16 protein-coding genes are annotated in these 17,962 nt (G+C 61.7%); 13 read left to right on the top strand and 3 right to left on the bottom strand.

Annotation, left to right across the window (positions count from 1 at the left end):
* The first annotated feature begins 86 nt into the window (after positions 1-86).
* From KLP40_RS00875 to KLP40_RS00890, 4 genes are all read left to right on the top strand, one after another.
* Positions 87-3,002: a putative LPS assembly protein LptD gene (locus KLP40_RS00875; RefSeq protein ID WP_215591613.1), complete on the top strand. Its 2,916-nt coding sequence runs from the start codon at positions 87-89 to the stop codon at positions 3,000-3,002.
* A gap of 227 nt (positions 3,003-3,229) precedes the next feature.
* A complete protein-coding gene (panB, locus tag KLP40_RS00880) occupies positions 3,230-4,045 on the top strand; it encodes a 3-methyl-2-oxobutanoate hydroxymethyltransferase (protein ID WP_215591614.1) in 816 nt (271 codons plus the stop codon).
* A 119-nt stretch (positions 4,046-4,164) separates the two neighbouring features.
* Positions 4,165-4,872 (top strand): RluA family pseudouridine synthase, encoded by a 708-nt coding sequence (locus tag KLP40_RS00885; RefSeq protein ID WP_215591615.1) that lies wholly within the window; start codon positions 4,165-4,167, stop codon positions 4,870-4,872.
* Positions 4,873-5,166: 294 nt separating this feature from the next.
* Positions 5,167-5,922: an acyl-CoA desaturase gene (locus KLP40_RS00890; protein ID WP_215591616.1), complete on the top strand. Its 756-nt coding sequence runs from the start codon at positions 5,167-5,169 to the stop codon at positions 5,920-5,922.
* Positions 5,923-6,011: 89 nt separating this feature from the next.
* Here KLP40_RS00890 and KLP40_RS00895 read toward each other — a convergent pair whose 3' ends face one another.
* A complete protein-coding gene (locus tag KLP40_RS00895; protein WP_215591618.1) occupies positions 6,012-7,487 on the bottom strand; it encodes an amidohydrolase family protein in 1,476 nt (491 codons plus the stop codon).
* A 302-nt stretch (positions 7,488-7,789) separates the two neighbouring features.
* Here KLP40_RS00895 and KLP40_RS00900 point away from each other — a divergent pair, with 302 nt between their 5' ends.
* The 4 genes from KLP40_RS00900 (at position 7,790) to rplS (ending at position 10,316) form a co-directional block, all read left to right on the top strand.
* Positions 7,790-8,350: a 30S ribosomal protein S16 gene (locus KLP40_RS00900; protein WP_215591620.1), complete on the top strand. Its 561-nt coding sequence runs from the start codon at positions 7,790-7,792 to the stop codon at positions 8,348-8,350.
* A 123-nt stretch (positions 8,351-8,473) separates the two neighbouring features.
* Positions 8,474-9,055, top strand: a complete 582-nt coding sequence (gene rimM / locus KLP40_RS00905) for a ribosome maturation factor RimM (protein ID WP_215591621.1) — start codon at positions 8,474-8,476, stop codon at positions 9,053-9,055.
* Between the two features lie 10 nt (positions 9,056-9,065).
* The gene (gene trmD, locus KLP40_RS00910; RefSeq protein ID WP_215591622.1) at positions 9,066-9,740 is read left to right on the top strand and encodes a tRNA (guanosine(37)-N1)-methyltransferase TrmD; all 675 of its coding nucleotides are present in this window, start codon (positions 9,066-9,068) and stop codon (positions 9,738-9,740) included.
* 192 nt (positions 9,741-9,932) lie between these two features.
* Positions 9,933-10,316 carry a 50S ribosomal protein L19 gene (rplS, locus tag KLP40_RS00915; RefSeq protein ID WP_215591623.1) on the top strand — a complete coding sequence of 128 codons (384 nt, stop codon included), beginning with the start codon at positions 9,933-9,935 and terminating at the stop codon, positions 10,314-10,316.
* Positions 10,317-10,458: 142 nt separating this feature from the next.
* On the opposite strand, the gene KLP40_RS00920 is transcribed toward rplS, so the two are convergent.
* The gene (locus tag KLP40_RS00920; RefSeq protein WP_215591624.1) at positions 10,459-10,881 is read right to left on the bottom strand and encodes a hypothetical protein; all 423 of its coding nucleotides are present in this window, start codon (positions 10,879-10,881) and stop codon (positions 10,459-10,461) included.
* A 154-nt stretch (positions 10,882-11,035) separates the two neighbouring features.
* Between KLP40_RS00920 and KLP40_RS00925 the strand changes: the two genes are divergently transcribed.
* Entirely contained in the window at positions 11,036-14,017 is a 2,982-nt protein-coding gene (locus KLP40_RS00925; protein ID WP_215591625.1) for a M1 family metallopeptidase, read from the top strand.
* A gap of 165 nt (positions 14,018-14,182) precedes the next feature.
* Entirely contained in the window at positions 14,183-14,776 is a 594-nt protein-coding gene (locus KLP40_RS00930) for an inorganic diphosphatase (RefSeq protein WP_215591626.1), read from the top strand.
* A gap of 92 nt (positions 14,777-14,868) precedes the next feature.
* Here KLP40_RS00930 and KLP40_RS00935 read toward each other — a convergent pair whose 3' ends face one another.
* Complete coding sequence (locus KLP40_RS00935) at positions 14,869-15,579, bottom strand: DNA repair ATPase (protein WP_215591627.1); 711 nt, start codon at positions 15,577-15,579, stop codon at positions 14,869-14,871.
* 241 nt (positions 15,580-15,820) lie between these two features.
* Between KLP40_RS00935 and KLP40_RS00940 the strand changes: the two genes are divergently transcribed.
* From KLP40_RS00940 to KLP40_RS00950, 3 genes are all read left to right on the top strand, one after another.
* Complete coding sequence (locus KLP40_RS00940) at positions 15,821-16,228, top strand: 6-pyruvoyl trahydropterin synthase family protein (protein ID WP_215591628.1); 408 nt, start codon at positions 15,821-15,823, stop codon at positions 16,226-16,228.
* Positions 16,221-16,907 (top strand): GTP cyclohydrolase I FolE, encoded by a 687-nt coding sequence (gene folE / locus KLP40_RS00945; RefSeq protein ID WP_215591629.1) that lies wholly within the window; start codon positions 16,221-16,223, stop codon positions 16,905-16,907. The genes KLP40_RS00940 and folE overlap by 8 nt, the downstream gene beginning before the upstream one ends.
* A 131-nt stretch (positions 16,908-17,038) precedes the next feature.
* On the top strand, positions 17,039-17,953 hold the full coding sequence (locus KLP40_RS00950) for a TIGR01777 family oxidoreductase (protein ID WP_215591630.1): 915 nt from the start codon (positions 17,039-17,041) through the stop codon (positions 17,951-17,953).
* Positions 17,954-17,962: the final 9 nt, after the last annotated feature.

Consider the following 17,962-nt stretch of genomic DNA (forward strand, 5'->3'; position numbering starts at 1 on the left):
GAGTTCGTTAGTTGGGGCAGCTACCCGCTACCTTTGCAAACGCCACAAAATAAACGATAAATAACTACGTGGCCCACCCTACGCCTGTGTTTCACTATTTACCGCGTGTAATCGGGATGCTGCGGCAGTGGCCGGGCCTACTGGCGCTGGCCCTGGGCCTGCTGGTATGGGTACCGGCCCAGGCCCAGCAGGCGCCGGTAAACCAGCAAAAGCTTCCCCACCCCACGCCCCGGCCCGCCACCGAGGTATCGCCCGGCACCCGGGCCGCGGGCGACGTGCGTCCGCTGCCCACTATCGTCAATCCGCCTTCCCCGGACGGCACCGTGCGCGACTCGTCTGGTCTGGCCCTGAGCGGTACTGCTGACTCGCTGCGCCTCGGGGCCGGCGCCCGCAAAGGAGCCGTGGAAACCACCGTCAGCTACAAGGCCCAGGACTCCATCCGCTTCGAGGTGCAGAACAAGCGCGCCATTCTCTACGACAAGGCCGTGGTGGACTACGGCGACATGAACCTGCAGGCTGCCCTGATTACGGTGGATTACAGCCGCAACCTGGTAACGGCCGAGGGCGCGGCCGACTCCACCGGCAAGGTGCAGGACCGGCCCGTGTTCAAGCAGGGCGCGGCCACCTACCAGGCCGGCCGCATCGACTACAACATCAAGAGCCGCCGGGGCCGCATCACCGATGTGGTGACCCAGCAGGGCGAAGGCTACATCCACGCCGAAACCATCAAGAAGAACGACCGGAACGAGCTGTTCGGGGTGCACGGGCGCTACACTACCTGCAACCTGGAGCACCCGCACTTCTACATCAACGCTTCCAAAATGAAGGTGATGCCCGGCGAGCAGGTCGTGACCGGGCCGTTCAACTTGGTGGTAGGCGATATTCCGACGCCGCTGGGCTTTCTGTTCGGGTATTTTCCCACGCCCAAAACCAACAAGCGGGCTTCGGGCCTCATCATTCCTACCTTCGGGCAGGCCGCCGACCGGGGCTTCTTTTTGCGCAACGGCGGCTACTACTGGGCCGCCAACGAGCACATCGGCGTGCGCCTGACCGGCGACATCTACTCGGGCAACGCCGAGCAGTTCGGGGGCTGGCGGGGCACGGCCGAGATGCAGTACATCACCCGTTACAAGTACCAGGGCCTGTTTACGTTCACCTACAACTCCCAGCCCACGGAGCGGCTGCTGGGCACCACCGACGCCAACACCAATCCGGACTTCAACCGGCCCCGCTCGGCCCGTACGTTTGGCCTGCAGTGGAACCATACGCCGGTAGCGCGCCCGGGCGGAGGCCGGTTTACGGCCAACGTGAACGTGAGCAGCAACAACCACTACCGGCAGACGTCCTATAACCCGCGCAACTACCTGACGGCCGCGTTTTCGTCTACCATTTCCTATTCCAAGCAACTGCGCAACGCGCCCATCAACTACGCGCTCCAGCTCACCCAGAGCCAGAACACCCAGACCGGGACCATGGACTTCACCCTGCCCGACCTGACGCTGGGCGTGGCCCGGCAGTACGTGTACGACATTCTGAAAATCCGGCCCCGGAAGTTCTACGAGCAGCTGGCCTTCTCCTACGACCTGACCTTTCAGAACAAGCTCTCCAACAACATCCCGGCCCGGCAGATCAGCGGGGGCGCCATTCCGCTGCTGGGTGGCTCCACGGCCGCTTTCGTGTCGCCCATCAAGCTGGGCAGCCTCGACAAGTTGCTGCGCAACTCCCAGACGGGTATGCGCCACAACTTCGGCATCACACTGGGTAGCTACACCTTCGCCCACCTCAACCTCAGCCCCAGCGTCACCTACAACGAAGTGTGGTACTTCAAGCGCCTTGACTACCGCTACAGCGAGGTGGCCCGGGCCGTTACCATCGACACGCTCACCAGCTTTAACCGCCTCAACAGCTACACTTTCGGGGCCAATCTGAGCACGAACTTCTACGGCACGGTGGTGCGTAAGGGCACCCACAAAATTCAGGCCCTGCGCCATAAGGTGACGCCCAGCCTGAGCTTCAACTACGCCCCCGGCCCCCGTCGGAACGACCCGGCCTTTCAGGCTGTAGAGCTTCCGGGGCTGCGCGACCCCGCTACCGGCCGCCTCTACACCGAGGGGGAGACGTACATTGCTAACAATGGCCTGCTGCTGCCCCGCTACAACGGCTTCCTGTACGGCGTGCCCACTACCTCGGAAGCCCGGCAGCTGAGCTTCAGCCTCCAGAATGCGGTGGAGATGAAAGTGCGCGACAATAAGGACACCACCGGCACCACGCCCTTTAAGAAGGTCAGCCTGATTGACGGCCTCGACTTTAACACCGGCTACAACTTCGCCGCCGATTCATTAGAGCTAGCCCCGCTTTCGGCCACGTTCCGCACTCAGGTGGCCCGCAAGCTCAACATCACCATCAACGGCAACTTCGAGTTCTACCAGCAGGATTCCACCCGCCGCCTCATCGATAAGTTTTTGTGGCAGCAGAAAAACTTCCGGCTGGCCCGCCTGAGCACGGCCAACCTGCAGCTCTCCTACCAGTTCAACCCCAGCCAGGGCAACCGCAAAGCCACCGTGCGCCGCGACGCTGCCCCCGTTAACGACCCGCAGCTGGGCGCGCCCCAGCAGATCAATCCCTACGAGGACTACGTGAACTTCGAGATTCCCTGGGAGCTGAACACCAGCTTCACGGCCTCCTACGCCAACCAGGGCCCGCTGCCGGCCCTTCCCAACCGCCCGCGCAGATCAGCTTACACGGCCGCCACGCTCAACCTCAACGGCTCGGTCAAGCTCACCGAAACGCTGCGCTTCGGTTTCAGCACCAACTACGACTTCATCAACCAGACGCCCGCCTTCACCACCCTCGACATCACCAAGGACCTGCACTGCTGGCAGATTACGGGCAACTGGCGGCCCTTCGGCCCCACCCGCGGCTACTTCGTCACTATTGCCGCCAAATCGGCGCTACTGCAAAGCCTCAAGCTCAGCCGCAACCGCACGTTCCTCAATAATTAGAGCTTGGAGCTTAGAGCTTAGAGCTTAGAGCTTGGAGCTTGGAGCTTGGAGCTTAGAGGTATGGTCGTTTGGTGGATTGGGTTGTGTTCGGCGCGTTTTTTTGCTGGTGGACAATGAGTCGGGCACGGGTTTTCTAAAAAATCCGCAGCTTTGACCCATGAGGGGGCGAAACTGTCCGGCGGTGATTTAAGCCCCTAAGCCCCCAAGACCCTAACACCCTACCCCCCATGTCCCAACACAAGGAAGTCAAACTCGTGACCACGCACCAGCTGCTGGCCATGAAAGAGCGCGGCGAGAAAATTTCCATGCTCACGGCCTACGACTTCTCCATGGCCCAGATCCTGGACGGCGCCGGCATCGACGTCCTGCTCGTCGGCGACTCGGCCTCCAACGTCATGGCCGGCCACGAAACCACCCTGCCCATCACCCTCGACCAGATGATTTACCACGCCCAGAGTGTGGTGCGGGCCGTGAAGCGTGCCTTCGTGGTGGTCGATATGCCGTTTGGCTCCTACCAGGGCAACTCCTCGGAGGCCCTGCGTTCGGCCATCCGCATCATGAAAGAATCGGGCGGGCACGGCATCAAACTCGAAGGCGGCGCCGAAATCAAGGACAGCATCATCCGGATTCTGACGGCCGGCATTCCCGTGATGGGCCACCTGGGGCTTACTCCGCAAAGTATTTATAAATTTGGCACGTACTCGGTGCGGGCCAAGGAAGAAGCGGAGGCGCAGAAGCTCATCGAAGACGCCTTGTTGTTGCAGGAAATCGGCTGTTTTGCCCTCGTGCTGGAAAAAATACCCTCGAGCCTGGCCAAGCAGGTGGCCGAAAAGCTCACGATTCCCGTCATCGGCATCGGGGCCGGCCCCGACGTAGACGGGCAGGTGCTGGTAGTGCACGACATGCTGGGCATCACCAAGGAATTCAAGCCCCGCTTCCTGCGCCGCTACGCCGACTTGGGCGACGCCATGCACGACGCCGTGCAACGCTACATCCAGGACGTGAAAGCCCGCGACTTCCCCACCGCAGACGAAGCGTATTAATTTCAATTAAAAATGAAGAGTTAAAAGTTGAAAGCTATTGATTGATACCTCATGAAAAGCCCTTTCTGGCGCCTGAGGCAATTTTTAACTTTTAACTTTTAATTTTTAATTCCCCCCCAGTGAATCGTCCGAATTTGTGGTCGGAGCGGAAGGAAATTCTGTTCGAAGACAATCACCTGCTCATTATCAACAAGCCCGCCGGCCTGCTCGTGCAGGGCGACGCGACCGGCGACGAGCCGCTGTCGAATAAGGCCGAGGAATATCTGCGCTTCAAATACAAGAAGCCCGGGGCGGCCTTCGTGGGCGTGGTACACCGCCTGGATCGGCCGGTGAGTGGCGTGGTGGTGCTGGCCAAAACCAGCAAGGCCCTGAGTCGCATGAACGAGATGTTCCGCGACAATAAAATCCACAAAACCTACTGGGCCCTCACCGGCAAATGCCCCGAGCCCACTGCCGGCCACCTCACTCACTGGCTCGTGAAGGACCCCATCCGCAACGTCACGAAAGCCTATCCCGAGCGCCACGGCCAGGGCCAGAAATCCGACCTCGATTACAAAGTGCTGGGCCAGGCCGGCAACCGCTACCTGCTCCAGGTAAACCCCATCACGGGCCGCCCCCACCAGATCCGGGTGCAGCTGAGCACCGGCCTGGGCACGCCCATCGTGGGCGACGTGAAGTACGGCTTCCTGGCCCCGCTGCCCGACGTGAGCATTGCCCTGCACGCCCGCCTGCTGGAATTCCAGCATCCCGTCACGAAGGAAGCCATGCGCATCGTGGCCCCGCTGCCGGATATTGCCCATTGGGAGGCTGCTGAGGCGTATTATTAGGGTTTATAGAAAGAACGTCATTCCGAGCTTGCCGAGGAATCTCGCGTGCTGACGTTGCCAAAGCAATCCTGCTGTTGAGTTACTCTCCCAACGTCAGCACGCGAGATTCCTCGGCAAGCTCGGAATGACGTTCCTACTCAGCCCAACAACATTATGGCCTTTTGGGAAGGCAAATTGCACTAAGGCGATGCCCGGCAGTAGTTTTGTAAAACGGCAGCTGAACTTATATAGCAGTTTCGGGCTTTTCAGCTCGGAAGCCGTTCCCGGTTCCGACCTCTAACCTCTTCTGCCCCCATGGCAATACTCGTTTTCTTCGTAGCGCACTACTACCTGTCGCTCTTCACGCAGACGTTCTACCTGCACCGCTACGCGGCCCACAAGATGTTCACGATGAACAAATTCTGGGAGCGGTTCTTCTTCCTGTTCACCTATATCTGCCAGGGCTCCTCGTTCCTGTCGCCGCGGGCCTACGCGCTGCTGCACCGCATGCACCACGCCTACTCCGATACGGAGCTGGACCCGCACTCGCCGCTGTACTCGTCGAACGCCTTCACGATGATGTGGAAGACCAAGAACATCTACAACGCCGTGCTTAACCGCGACTACGCCGCCGCCGAGCGTTTTGAGGGCGACTACCCCGAGTGGGACCTGATTGAGAACCTGGGCGACAAGTGGTATTCGCGCGTGGCCTGGGGCACGCTCTACGTACTGTTCTACGTGAACTTCGCCACGGCCTGGTGGCAGTTCCTGCTGCTGCCTTTGCACTTCCTGATGGGCCCGATTCACGGCGCCATCGTGAACTGGGGCGGCCACAAGTACGGCTACCAGAACTTCGACAATCACGACCACAGCAAGAATACGCTGCCCTTCGACTTTCTGGCCTTCGGGGAGCTGTTCCAGAACAACCACCACAAGCTGCCCATGCGCGTTAACTTCGGCGTGAAGAAATGGGAGCTTGACCCCACCTACTCGGTGATCTGGCTGCTCGACAAAGCCCGCATTGTGAAGGTGAAGCGCAAGTGGCAGGAAGCGGTACCCATGGCCGCCTAGCCGGGCTGAATCAATATCAAAAAAGCCTGCTCCGGAGTCCGGAGCAGGCTTTTTTTGCATCAAATCCGGCTATGCCTTGTCAGTGCTGCTTAATCCGGCAGGGAGCCTTCTTCCGTTGTAGCCTGCTTTATCAGCTCGGTCAGCGGTAGTACGCGCCCCTGCTGGATGACGTGGCGAATGGCCCGGGTGGCGCGGATATCCTGGGTGGGGTTGCCTTCTACTACCAGCACATCGGCTACCTGCCCGGGCTGCAGCGTGCCCAGCGTGGGCTGGCGCAGAATGCGGGCGGCCCCGCCGGTGGCCGCGTACAGCGCCTGAGCGGGCGTCAGGCCGGCTTCTACCAGCAAAGCCAGCTCCCGGTGCAGGCCCCCGCCCGGCAGATTGTAGGCCCCGGCCGGGGCATCAGTCCCGGCCCCGATCAGCCCCCCCAATTGCTGGATGCGCCGCGTGAGGGCCTGCGCCAGGTGGAAATCAGCCAGGGAGGCTTTGTGAACGGTTTCGCGCCGGAACCCCTGGAGCTGCTGCTCAAAGAACTGCACCATCGGGGGCGGCACCCGGTCGCCCCCGGGCAAGGCCGCAATGCGTCTGCTCGAATCGGGTGCAATACCGGCATAAAAGGCCGACAGGGTAGGCACCAGGGCGACGCGGCGGCGGACGGTTTCGCGGGCCAGCTGATCCAGCAGCCGGTCGTCGAAAGGTTCCCGGGTAGGGTCGCCGCCTAGCCGCTGGTAGGCCAGCGCGTACCCGCTGGCGTGCTCGATGCTGCCAACTCCGGCCTGCATGGCCTGGCGGGCATCTACCTGCGCCTTGCTGAGCCCCCGAGTGGTTTCCATGCCTAAATCGGTCATGACGGGCAGGCGCCGTCGCCGGGCCTGTGCTGCGGCCGCCTGGTAGACCGGCCAGGCGAGTTGTTCATAGAGCTTGACAACGGTAGCGCCGTGCGCCGCCAGGCTATCCACGGCCGCTCGGGCCTGTTCGGGCGTGGCGGCCTGCAGCACCATCACTTCCCGGATCGGGCCAGCGGTAGCCGGCCGGACCAGCGTCGTCAGCACGGAATCGGGGGTACCGTAGGCGCCCAGCAGGCTCCGAAAGAAGGTGTCCGGCCCATCAAGCAGGGGGCCGCTGTAGAGAATGCGCGGGGCAAATGGCCGGATAGCGCGGGCCTGCTGCAATACGTCCAGGGTATTGTTGGCATCCCGGACGGTGGTAATGCCCGCCGGCAGCAGCCAGGCCGCGTACTGCGGCCGCAGGTGCTGGTGCAGGTCGATGAGGCCGGGCAGAATAGTGCCCGTGGCCACCTCGATAACCCGGGCCGCGCCGGGCACCTGCACCTTGCCGGCCGGCCCCACGGCTACCACGCGGCCATCCCGGATAACCACCACGCCGTGCTCCAGGGCCGGCCGGCCCGTACCATCAAATACCCGTCCCCGCAGCACCAGGACCGAATCGACAGCAACCGGCGGCCCAAGAGCGGGCGGTTTCGCTGCGGAGCAAACCCGCGGGGCGCCCGCCGTCAGGGCGGCCGTACCAAGCACCCCTAGCAGGGCCCGTACAATAGTCAGCATAGCATAAGCACTTAGCAGGTAAGGCGCTGGCCCGGCGGCGTCTTTCGGCAGCCGGGAAGAAATACCGTTGGCTCACCCGACAGGAACAAGCCCCGACCGGCATCCAAACTTAAACCGGCGCCTCCTAACCTACAAGCCTTGGCTGCCGGCCGAATCGGGACCAACCTTGGCCCATGCGAAAGGGGCCGGGGCCGGCTGCGGCTAAATAATAAGCGCTGCCATTTTATCTGCGGAATAGTGTGTACCTTTGCACCTCATTTTCAACCAGACGCACGGGATGCGTCGCTTAACCAACCCGGTTTATGGCAGTTAAAATCCGCCTCGCCCGTCGCGGCCGCAAAAAGGCCGCTCAGTTCGATATCGTTGTTGCCGACTCCCGCGCTCCGCGTGATGGCCGCTTCATCGAGAAAATCGGCACCTACAACCCCCAGACCAACCCCGCCACCATCAACTTCGATGGCGATAAGGCGTTCGACTGGATCATGAAGGGTGCCCAGCCCACCGACACGGTTCGGGCCATGCTTTCTTACCGGGGTGTGCTATACCGCAAGCACCTGCAGCTTGGCGTAATTAAAGGCGCCATCTCGCAGGAAACCGCTGACCAGCGCTTCACCGAGTGGAAAGACCAGAAAGACGCCAAAATCGAAGGCAAGCGCACCACCCTCGGCACCGCCAAAGACGATGCCCGCAAGGAGCGTCTGGCCGCCGAAACCAAGGTGAAGGAAGCCCGCGCTGAAGCCCAGCGCGCCAAGCAGGCCGCCATCGAGGCTGCCAACGCTCCGGCTCCCGTCGCTGAGGCCGAAGGCGAAACCACGGAAGCCGAAGCTTCGGCCGACGCCGCCACCGAAGAAGCCGGCGCCTAAGGCTAGTTAGTAAGTTGAGAAGTTAGCAAGTTGAGAAGTCGCTCTGACGGCCCATCGGGGTAGTTGACCGGAATTCCCAACTTGCTGACTTCTCAACTTTTTGACTTTCTAACTCCCCCACTCATGACCCTCGACGACTGCTACCAACTGGGCTCCCTCGGGAAGCCCCACGGCCTGAAAGGCTTCGTGGTGGCTTTCTTCGACGTGGACAACCTGGCCGACTACCGCCAGCTCAAATCGGTGCTGCTGGAATTCCCGGCGGCGCCGGGCAAGCTGGTGGCCCACGAGGTCGAGAAGTTTCAGCCCCAGACCGATAACAAAGTGCTGCTGAAACTGCGCGGTATCGACCGGATTGAGGACGCGGAGCCTCTGCGCAACGCCAAGCTCTGGCGCGCCCTGGCCGAGTTGCCGGCCCTGGCGGACGACCAGTTCTACTTCCACGACGTGATAGGATACACTGTGGTGGACGCGGAACTGGGCCAGCTGGGCGTGGTAGAAACCTTCTACGAGCTGCCCAAGCAGGACGTACTGGGCATGCGCTACCAGGAGCAGGAAGTCCTGATTCCGGTGGTGGACGAGTTGGTGCGCCGCGCCGACCAGGCCACGCGCCAGCTCTTCGTGAAACTGCCCGAGGGCCTGCTTGACGTGTATCTGACGCCTTCCTCCCAGCAGGAGGAGGAGCCGGATGACGAGTCCGCGGCCTAACCGTTCACCCATGCGGATCGACATTGTCACGTGCCAGCCGGATTTGCTGGTCAGCCCCTTTGCGCACTCCATCGTGAAGCGCGCCCAGGACAAGGGGCTGGCCGAAATTCACCTGCACGACCTGCGTCGGTACGCCATCAACAAGCACGGGCAGATTGACGATTACGTGTTCGGGGGCGGAGCCGGCATGGTGCTGCGCGTGGAACCCATTGCGGCCTGTTTCGACGAGCTGCTGGCCCAACGCGCCTACGATGCCATCATCTACCTTACGCCCGACGGCGAAACCCTGCGCCAGCCGCTGGTGAACCGGCTTTCCCTGGCCGGCAACCTGCTGCTGCTCTGCGGGCACTACAAGGGCGTGGATGAGCGCATCCGCACGGAATACATCACCCACGAAATCAGCGTGGGCGACTACGTGCTGAGCGGGGGCGAACTGGGCGCGGCCATTCTGGTGGACGCGGTAGTGCGGCTGTTGCCTGGCGTGCTGGGCAACGAGGAATCGGCCTTGAGCGACTCGTTTCAGGACAACCTGCTGGCCCCGCCCGTGTACACCCGGCCCGCCGAATGGCGCGGCCACCCGGTACCGGACATCCTGCTTTCGGGCAACACCCCGAAAATAGACGTCTGGCGCCACGAGCAAGCCCTGGAACGCACCCAACAGCGCCGCCCGGACTTGCTGCGGTGAAATAGTGAGGTGGTGAGATAGTGAGTTTTACGTTCTGGCCCGCGCTACATGCGCAATCAGGACCGATTAAACAACAAACTCATCATTTCTCTAATTCACCATTTCACAATCTAAAAATAGAGCGCTATATTTGCGCCTCTTTACCCGAAACCCCTTGGGGCGGCGCGACCGTCCTTTACAGTTTTTCCAGCCATGAGCGTACTACTCGATTTTATTCAGCAGGAATCCCAGGAGCGCCGCGCCAGCTTCCCCAAATTTGCCGCCGGTGACACCATCAACGTCCACGTGAAGATTCGCGAGGGCAACAAGGAGCGCGTTCAGCAGTTCCAGGGCGTGGTAATCCAGCGCAAAAACAGCAACTCGAACGGCGAAACCTTCACCGTGCGTAAAATCTCCAACCAGATCGGGACGGAGCGTATTTTCCCCCTGCTGTCGCCCAACATCGAGAAGATCGAGGTGCTGCGTCGCGGTAAAGTACGTCGCGCTCGTCTGTTCTACCTGCGTGGCCTCTCGGGCAAAGCTGCTCGTATCAAGGAGCGTCGCTTGAACGCCCCCAAAGAAGTAGCGGCCGCTTAGGTCCGCTTCGCTTTATAGCCTACAAAAGCCGGCTCTCCTCGCGGGGAGCCGGCTTTTTCGTGTTGTTGGATCACCTGAAAAAGCCCCGCCGTCTGGATCCAGAAGGCGGGGCTTTTTCAGGGCAGAAGGCACGGCGGCGTTCTTAGTTGTTCTGGGCCGAGTCCTGCTTGAGGTCTTCGGCGGGCGTATTTTCGTTGGAGTGCACCTGCTTGGAGGCGGCGCTCAGGGCTTCGCCCAGCTTGGTAATGCGCTCGGCCGTGTTGGGGTTGTCGGCGAAGATGGCGGCCTTGCTGGTATTGGTGCCGAGGCGGCCCATCAGGCGACTCACCACGTCCTTGTCAATGGTGCCGCTGCCGAAGTGGGCTTTCAGCTCCTGGAGGTCTACCACAATCTGGTGCAGCTCGGGGTTGTCCACGTCCTTGAGGTCCTGAATCCAGCGCTGGAAATGGTTGTCGAGGCCGGCGCGGTTGGCTTCCTCCTGCAGGTCGTTGCCGAGCAGGTTGGCGGCGGCATCGAGGTGAACCTGGTGTTGGGTATCGTCTTTGGGAATTTTATGGAAGGACATCGGAAAAAGTAGTAGGGCCACCGGAGGGCGGCGGGTTGAAAACAATATCTGTGCAAACGCGGGCAACGGGGAAAGGTTGTAGCACATCTTCCGGCCTGAAAGGCTACTTTCGTTGCCTTCTAAATACTCTCTGTACTTCGCGTTTGCCTTCTTTATGAGGAAAATCCTTTATCTGCTCAGCCTGCTGGCCCTGCCGGCCCTGGCCCAGAAGCCGGCTGCCAGCTGGCAGCAGCAGGCCAATTATGCTATCGACGTGACCCTCGACGACCAGCAGCACCAGCTCACGGGCCGGGAGGAAATCGTGTATACCAACAACTCGCCCGACGCGCTGTCCTACCTCTGGTTTCACCTCTGGCCCAACGCCTACCGCGACAATACCACGGCCTTCGCCCGCCAGCAGCTGCGTAAGGGCAACCGGTTTTTCCAGTTTGCCACCCCCGCCCAGCGCGGCTTCATTGATGGGCTGGAGTTTCAGGTGAACGGCCAGCCCGCCCGTCTCGACTACGACGCCGCCAACCCCGACATGGCCAAGCTGGTGCTGCCCCGGCCCCTGGCTCCGGGGACCAGCATTACCATCACCACGCCCTTCCGGGTGAAAATTCCGGATTCCTTCTCCCGGTTCGGGCACGTGGGCCAGAGCTACCAGATTACCCAGTGGTACCCCAAGCCGGCCGTGTACGACCGCAAGGGCTGGCACCCGATGCCCTACCTCGATCAGGGCGAGTTCTACTCCGAGTTCGGCACCTTCGACGTGCGCATCACCCTGCCGGCTAACTACACCGTGGGCGCTACCGGCGTGCTTCAGAACCCCGGGGAGCAGCAGCGCCTGGACTCGCTGGCCGCCGTGGGGGCCGCCAAGAAAACGGCCGACGACTTCGGCTCCGACCTGAGCTTCCCGGCCTCGGCGACCGAAACCAAAACCCTGCGCTACGTGCAGGACCGCGTCCACGACTTCGCCTGGTTTGCCGATAAGCGCTACAACGTGCTCAAGAGCGGCGTCACGCTGCCTTCGGGCCGCACCGTGACCTCCTGGGTCATGTTCACCAACAGCGACCCACTGCGGTGGTTAAAAGGCCTTCAGGACGTGAACGACGCCCTCACCTACTACTCGCGCTGGGTGGGCGAATATCCCTACGCCTCGGCCACGGCCGTGGAGGGAGCCCTGAGCGCCGGCTCGGGCATGGAATATCCTATGGTGACCGTGACCCAGCCCTCGGCCATTGTGCACGAGGTGGGCCACAACTGGTTCTACGGTATTCTGGGCTCCAACGAGCGGGACTTCGCCTGGCTGGACGAGGGCCTGAACACCTACCTGGAAAACCGCGTAGCCGCCCTCGACACGAACAATGTCGGCTCCTTAGGCCTAGGACTGCTCCTCAAGTCACGTCGGCTGTCAACCAGCTTCGGCCTTGATGGCCTGCCTGCCGCCGCCCTGGAACAACTGCCCCTCGCTGCCTCGGCGGCCCGCGGCCTCGACCAGCCCGTGAGCGGGATTACTTCGGCCGATTACGGTAGCACCAACTACGGCCTCGTTGTGTACTTGAAAACGGCGTTCCTGCTGAAATACCTGGCCGGTTACCTCGGGCAGGAGCAGTTCGACGCCGCCATGCACGCCTACTACGAGCAGTGGCAGTTCCGCCACCCCTACCCCGAGGACATGCAGGCCGTGTTTGAGCGGGTGAGCGGGCAGAAGCTGGGCTGGTTCTTCCAGCAGATGCTCACTACCCAGAATCACTACGAAGCAGCCCTTTCGGACCTGCTGGTGAAAGGCAGCACGTTGAAAGTGCTGGTCCGCAACGACTCACCTGCCCCGTTTGCCGTGCCCGTTTCCACCCTCGATGCCCGGGGCCAGGTGCTGGAAACCAAGTGGACGCCCGCCTTCGGAGGCACCGATGACGATACCAAGGACGAAACCCAGCTCAACTTCCGCGCCGCGGGCGTAACGGCCGTGGTGGTGGATGCCGGCTACCTCACGCCCCAGCTCAACCGCCGCGACGACCGGATGAAGCTCACCGGCTCGTTCCGGACCTGGGAGCCGCTGCAGCTGCGCCCCCTGGCCAGCGTGGAGCGCTGGGACCGGCAGTTCATCAACTGGGTGCCGGTAATGGGCGCCAACACTTCCGACAAGTTTATGCTCGGGGCCGCGTTCTACAACAACCTGCTGGCGCCCAAAAAGCTCAATTACCTGGCTATGCCTATGTACAGCTTCAACCGCCGGGAGCTGAACGGCATCGGGAGCCTGACGCTGAACGTGCTGCCCGCCACCCGGGTGCGCCAGTTGCTGACCAGCATCCAGATAACCCGCTTCGAGCGTTACCGCAAAATTGAGCCCAGCCTGACCTTGGTGCTACCCCACTCGGCATACCACAGGGCCCAGCACCTGGTGAAATTTGCCAACACCAACATCCGCAATCAGGACCTCAACCAAACCAGCAGCATTCAAACGCTGGAATACCGGGTCCGCAACGGCAATACCCTCCAGAACTGGTCGGGCCACGTGGAGCTCAACCAGCTCACGCCGGATGCCGACGTGGACAACCCCAGCCAGAATGCCACGCTGCTGCGGGCCACGGCCACGTATGGCCGCTACTACAACGCCCACAAACAAGTGCGGGCCCGGCTTTTCGGGGGCACGTTTCTTAACTCGGGTTCCGCTAGCCCGTTTGCCATGGGCCTGAGCGGCAGCTTTGATTACCGCCGTCAGACGATGTTCCTGGACCGCCAGCAGATTTCCCGCACCTACACCGCCCAGCTCCACCAAACCGACGACCGGGACGGGGGCTTCAAGGCCTACCTGCCGGTGGCCACTCAGCAATGGCTCACCACCCTGGGCCTCGAAGCCGATGTGCCGCGGGTTCCGGTGGCCGTTTTTGCCGACTTTGGTCTGGTGAACCGACCCGACGGGAGCACCGCCGCCAGTTCGCGGGCCTATTACGATGCCGGGCTGGTAGTTCCCCTGTCTTTGCCCATTCCCAATGGCCAGAATCTCCTGCGCTTCTACCTGCCCCTGGCCGGCAGCCAGTACCAGAACGGGCTGCCCGGTAGCCGCAAGGATTTTACCGACCAGATTCGGTTCGTACTCCACTTCGAGCAGCTCAGTCCCTTCCGCGCCCTGAACGAGCTGCTGGCGCAATAGCCGAATCCGCCGTTACTGGCCGGCCCGAAGTGAGTCGGCTGGTGGTGGCGGCATAAGGCAGCCGGCATGTTACCTGGCATCCGGCGGTTTGGGGTGCGCCCCGGCCTGGTCAGGTCAGGGGTTGCCGTTGCGCTTACCGGCCCATACTTTTCCGCTATGTTCTCGTTGCCCCGACGCCTTCCTGTCTTCCTGAGCCTGGTGCTCCTGGGCAGTTGCCAGCCGCGCTACGCGGATCTGCCCACGTTTTCGCCGGAGCACAGGCTGCCCCAGATGGTGGTGGAGATGCCGGCGGGCACCAACCACGACCAACGCTATAACCCGGCCACGAACTCCTTCGAGCCCCGGCGCATCGCGGGCCTGGAGGCCGTGGTGGAATTTCTGCCCGCCCCGGGCAACCTGGGGTTTGTGGCCGGGACCAGCGCCGGGGCGGCCGAAGCCGAGCCCGGCAGCCCCTTGCCGGTGCTGGTGCTGGCCGAGGCAGCCCCCGCCGGGACGGTGCAGGAAGTGGTGCCCGTGGCCCTGCTTACCCTCGACATCCGGGGCAGCCTGCAACCCGTGGTGGTGGCTGTGCCCGCCCGCCCGGCCCAGCGCATCCTGCCCCTGGCAACCGACTGGGCCACGCTCAACCGGCATTATCCCCGGGTCCGGGACTTTCTTACCCTCTGGTTTCGCCACCGCCGCCACCCCACCGAAACCCGCATTGTAAGCTGGAAGGATGAGAAAGCGGCAAACCAACTGATTCGCCGCTGGATGAAGTAAAGGGCATTGGCCCTACCCCACAACGCAAACGCCCCGCCGGTTTTAACCAGCGGGGCGTTTTGTTTTAGAGTAGGAGCGTTTCGGCGGGCCGACTACTCAATTTTGTTCAGGCGCTCCTTCACGGCTTCCAGGGCCACGCGCATGTTCACAATATCGGCGCGGGCGGCTTCCTGCTCCTTCAGGTTGAGGTCGACCTGGTTGTTGAACTGCTGCAGTTCGGCGGCGTTCTGGGCCAGCTGCTGCTGAATCTCGATTTTCTTCTGCTTGTTCTTCTCGATATCCTTTCTAATGGCATCAGCCTTGGCAATAACGGCCATGTGCTGATCCTGGGACTGTACGAGTGACTTTTCCGCCGTCGCCACCTGAATGGCCAAGTCTTCGCGGTAGAGCTTGCGGGCGAAATCCTTGAGGTAACCCTCGGCAGCATTCCACTGCACGGGCGTAGCCTCCTTGCTCAAGTAGGCGTTGCCCAGGTCAATCGACCACCACACGGTTGTGCCGGTTGGCACGGCATCCACCTTGCTGATCACGCGGACCGGAGTTTTGGCGATGGACTCGATTACCACGTTATCCATCGTGTAAACGCCCTTGTCAACCTTTACTTTGCTGCCGAACTGTTCGTCAAGCTGCTTTTTCCAGGATTCCTCTACGCGCTTGCTGTCCAGCTGCATGGAAACCCGCTGACCTTTGCGCGGAATGCCCTTGATGGCCATGTCCGTTTCGTCAACGGGCGACTTTTGCGCGAGGCTAGTCACCGAGGTTGCCACCACCAGCAGCAAAGAAAAAAGTAGGCCTCGTTTCATAGGGTGATGAAATAGGGGTGAGAAAAGGGTATGTGCAGGAGTAAACTGTTAAGTAGGAGACTTTCCAACTCATCAAATTTAACCAGAGTCGCTATATGTTGCTAGGTCCCAGATTGTTTTTTTTAAAGAATCCTGCCTTTTACCAGAATATCAATATTTATACTGGCATATATACCAGACTAACCGCTTTACCCGGCGGCGTAGCGAACAAATCCGCATCCCCGGCGGTTGGCTGCTGATTATGACTGTAACCATCTGCCGCAAAGAGCACTTCAACGCTGCCCACCGCCTCCACAACCCGGCCTGGAGTGAGGAGCGCAACCAGGCCACGTTTGGCAAGTGCAATAACCCTCATTACCACGGCCATAACTACGAGCTCATCGTGCGCCTGACCGGCTCCATTGACCCCGAAACGGGTTACGTGTACGACATGAAGCGGCTCAGCGACCTGATAAAGCGGGAGATTCTGGATACCTTTGACCACCGGAATCTGAACCTGGATACGGCCGACTTCCGAGACCTCAACCCCACGGCCGAGAACATTGCCGTAGTCATCTGGCACCGGCTCCGGCCTCACCTGGAGGATGGGCTGGCTTTATCGGTCACGCTGTACGAGACCGAACGCAATTTTGTAGAATACCATGGATAACCCTGTGCCTGCGGCAACGGCCGCAGCCGGCCCCAACGGCCCCGCAGCCGTTGATGCCCACCTGCCCGCCGACCTGCGCACGCCCCTGCGCCCCGATGCCTTCGCCCTGGGTGACGAGGCAAAAATAGAGGCCATTGCCGGCCATTTCCGCGAAATCATGCAGGTGCTGGGCCTCGACCTGACCGATGACAGCCTGAGCGGCACGCCCCGCCGGGTGGCCAAGATGTACGTGCAGGAGTGGTTCCGGGGCCTCAACCCCGAGCACCGGCCCGAGGTGCGCCTGTTCGAGAACCGCTACCAGTACCAGCAGATGCTGGTGGAGCGCGACATCACGCTCTTCTCCTGCTGTGAGCACCACTTCGTGCCCATTATCGGCAAGGCCCACGTGGCGTATTTGCCCGGCGAGCACGTGGTGGGCCTGAGCAAGCTCAACCGGGTGGTGCAGTATTTTGCCCGCCGCCCCCAGGTGCAGGAGCGCCTCACCCGCCAGATTGCCGAGGAGCTCAAAAACACCCTGCACACCGACAACGTAGCCGTGCTCATCGAGGCTGACCACCTGTGCGTGATGAGCCGGGGCGTGAACGACACGAGCAGCGGCACGCTCACGGCCGAATACGGCGGCGTTTTCGGCCAGGACCAGGCCCTGCGCCAGGAGTTCCTGCGCCTGATCGGGAAATGAGTTGCCAGTTGCCAGTTGCCAGTTGCCAGTGGTGGCAGGCAACTCTGTGTTAGCTTGCAGGCCTGCTCCTGTCTGACAACAAACGACTTCTTCCTGACAACTGACAACCCGACACTGGCAACTGAAAAACTATGTCCCGTAAAGTTCTCATTACCGGCGGCACCGGCATGATTGGCACCCGGCTGGCCGAAATGCTCATCGATGGTGGCTACGAAGTGGCCCTGCTCAGCCGCACGCCCGGTAATAACCGCTACCCCAGCTTCCGCTGGGAACCCCTGGCCGGCACCATTGATGAGGCCGCCGTGCCCTACGCCGACTACATCATCAACCTGGCCGGCAGCAGCGTTTCGGATGGCAAGTGGACCCAGGAGCGCAAGCGCGAAATCCTGTCGAGCCGGCTGGCGGGCACCCAGCTGCTGGCCCAGCAGCTGCGCCAGGTTGCGCACCACGTGCGGGCCTTCGTGTCGGCTTCGGCTATCGGCATCTACGGCGACCGGGACGACCAGCTGCTGACCGAGGAGACGGCGCCGGCGCCGGATGATTTTCTGGCTACCGTGTGCCGGCAGTGGGAAAACGCGGCCGAATACGTGCGCGAAGACGGTATCCGGACGGCCATCATGCGCATCGGCATCGTGCTCAGCCCCGAGGGCGGCGCGCTGGTGCCCCTGGCCCGTACCGTGAAAATGATGGCTGGCGCGCCCCTGGGCTCGGGCAGGCAGTATATGTCCTGGATTCACCTCGACGATTTGTGCCGCCTGTTCATCCAGGCCCTGGAAGACGCCCGCTACGACGGCCTCTACAACGCCGTGGCGCCCCACCCGGTCACGAATAAGGAGTTTACCGAAACCCTGGCCGAGGTGCTGCACCGCCCGCTGGTATTGCCCAAAGTGCCGGAGTTCGGCCTGAAGCTGATGATGGGCGAGATGAGTGAAATCGTGCTGGCCTCCCAGCGCGTGAGTGCCGAAAAAGTACTCAGCCAGGGCTTCCGCTTCGAGTACTCCACCCTGAAGCCCGCCCTCGAATCGTTCTACGGCGAGGACAAGTAGCGCCCCGGC

The sequence above is a fragment of the Hymenobacter piscis genome, assembly GCF_018760735.1.
Lineage (GTDB): Bacteria > Bacteroidota > Bacteroidia > Cytophagales > Hymenobacteraceae > Hymenobacter > Hymenobacter piscis.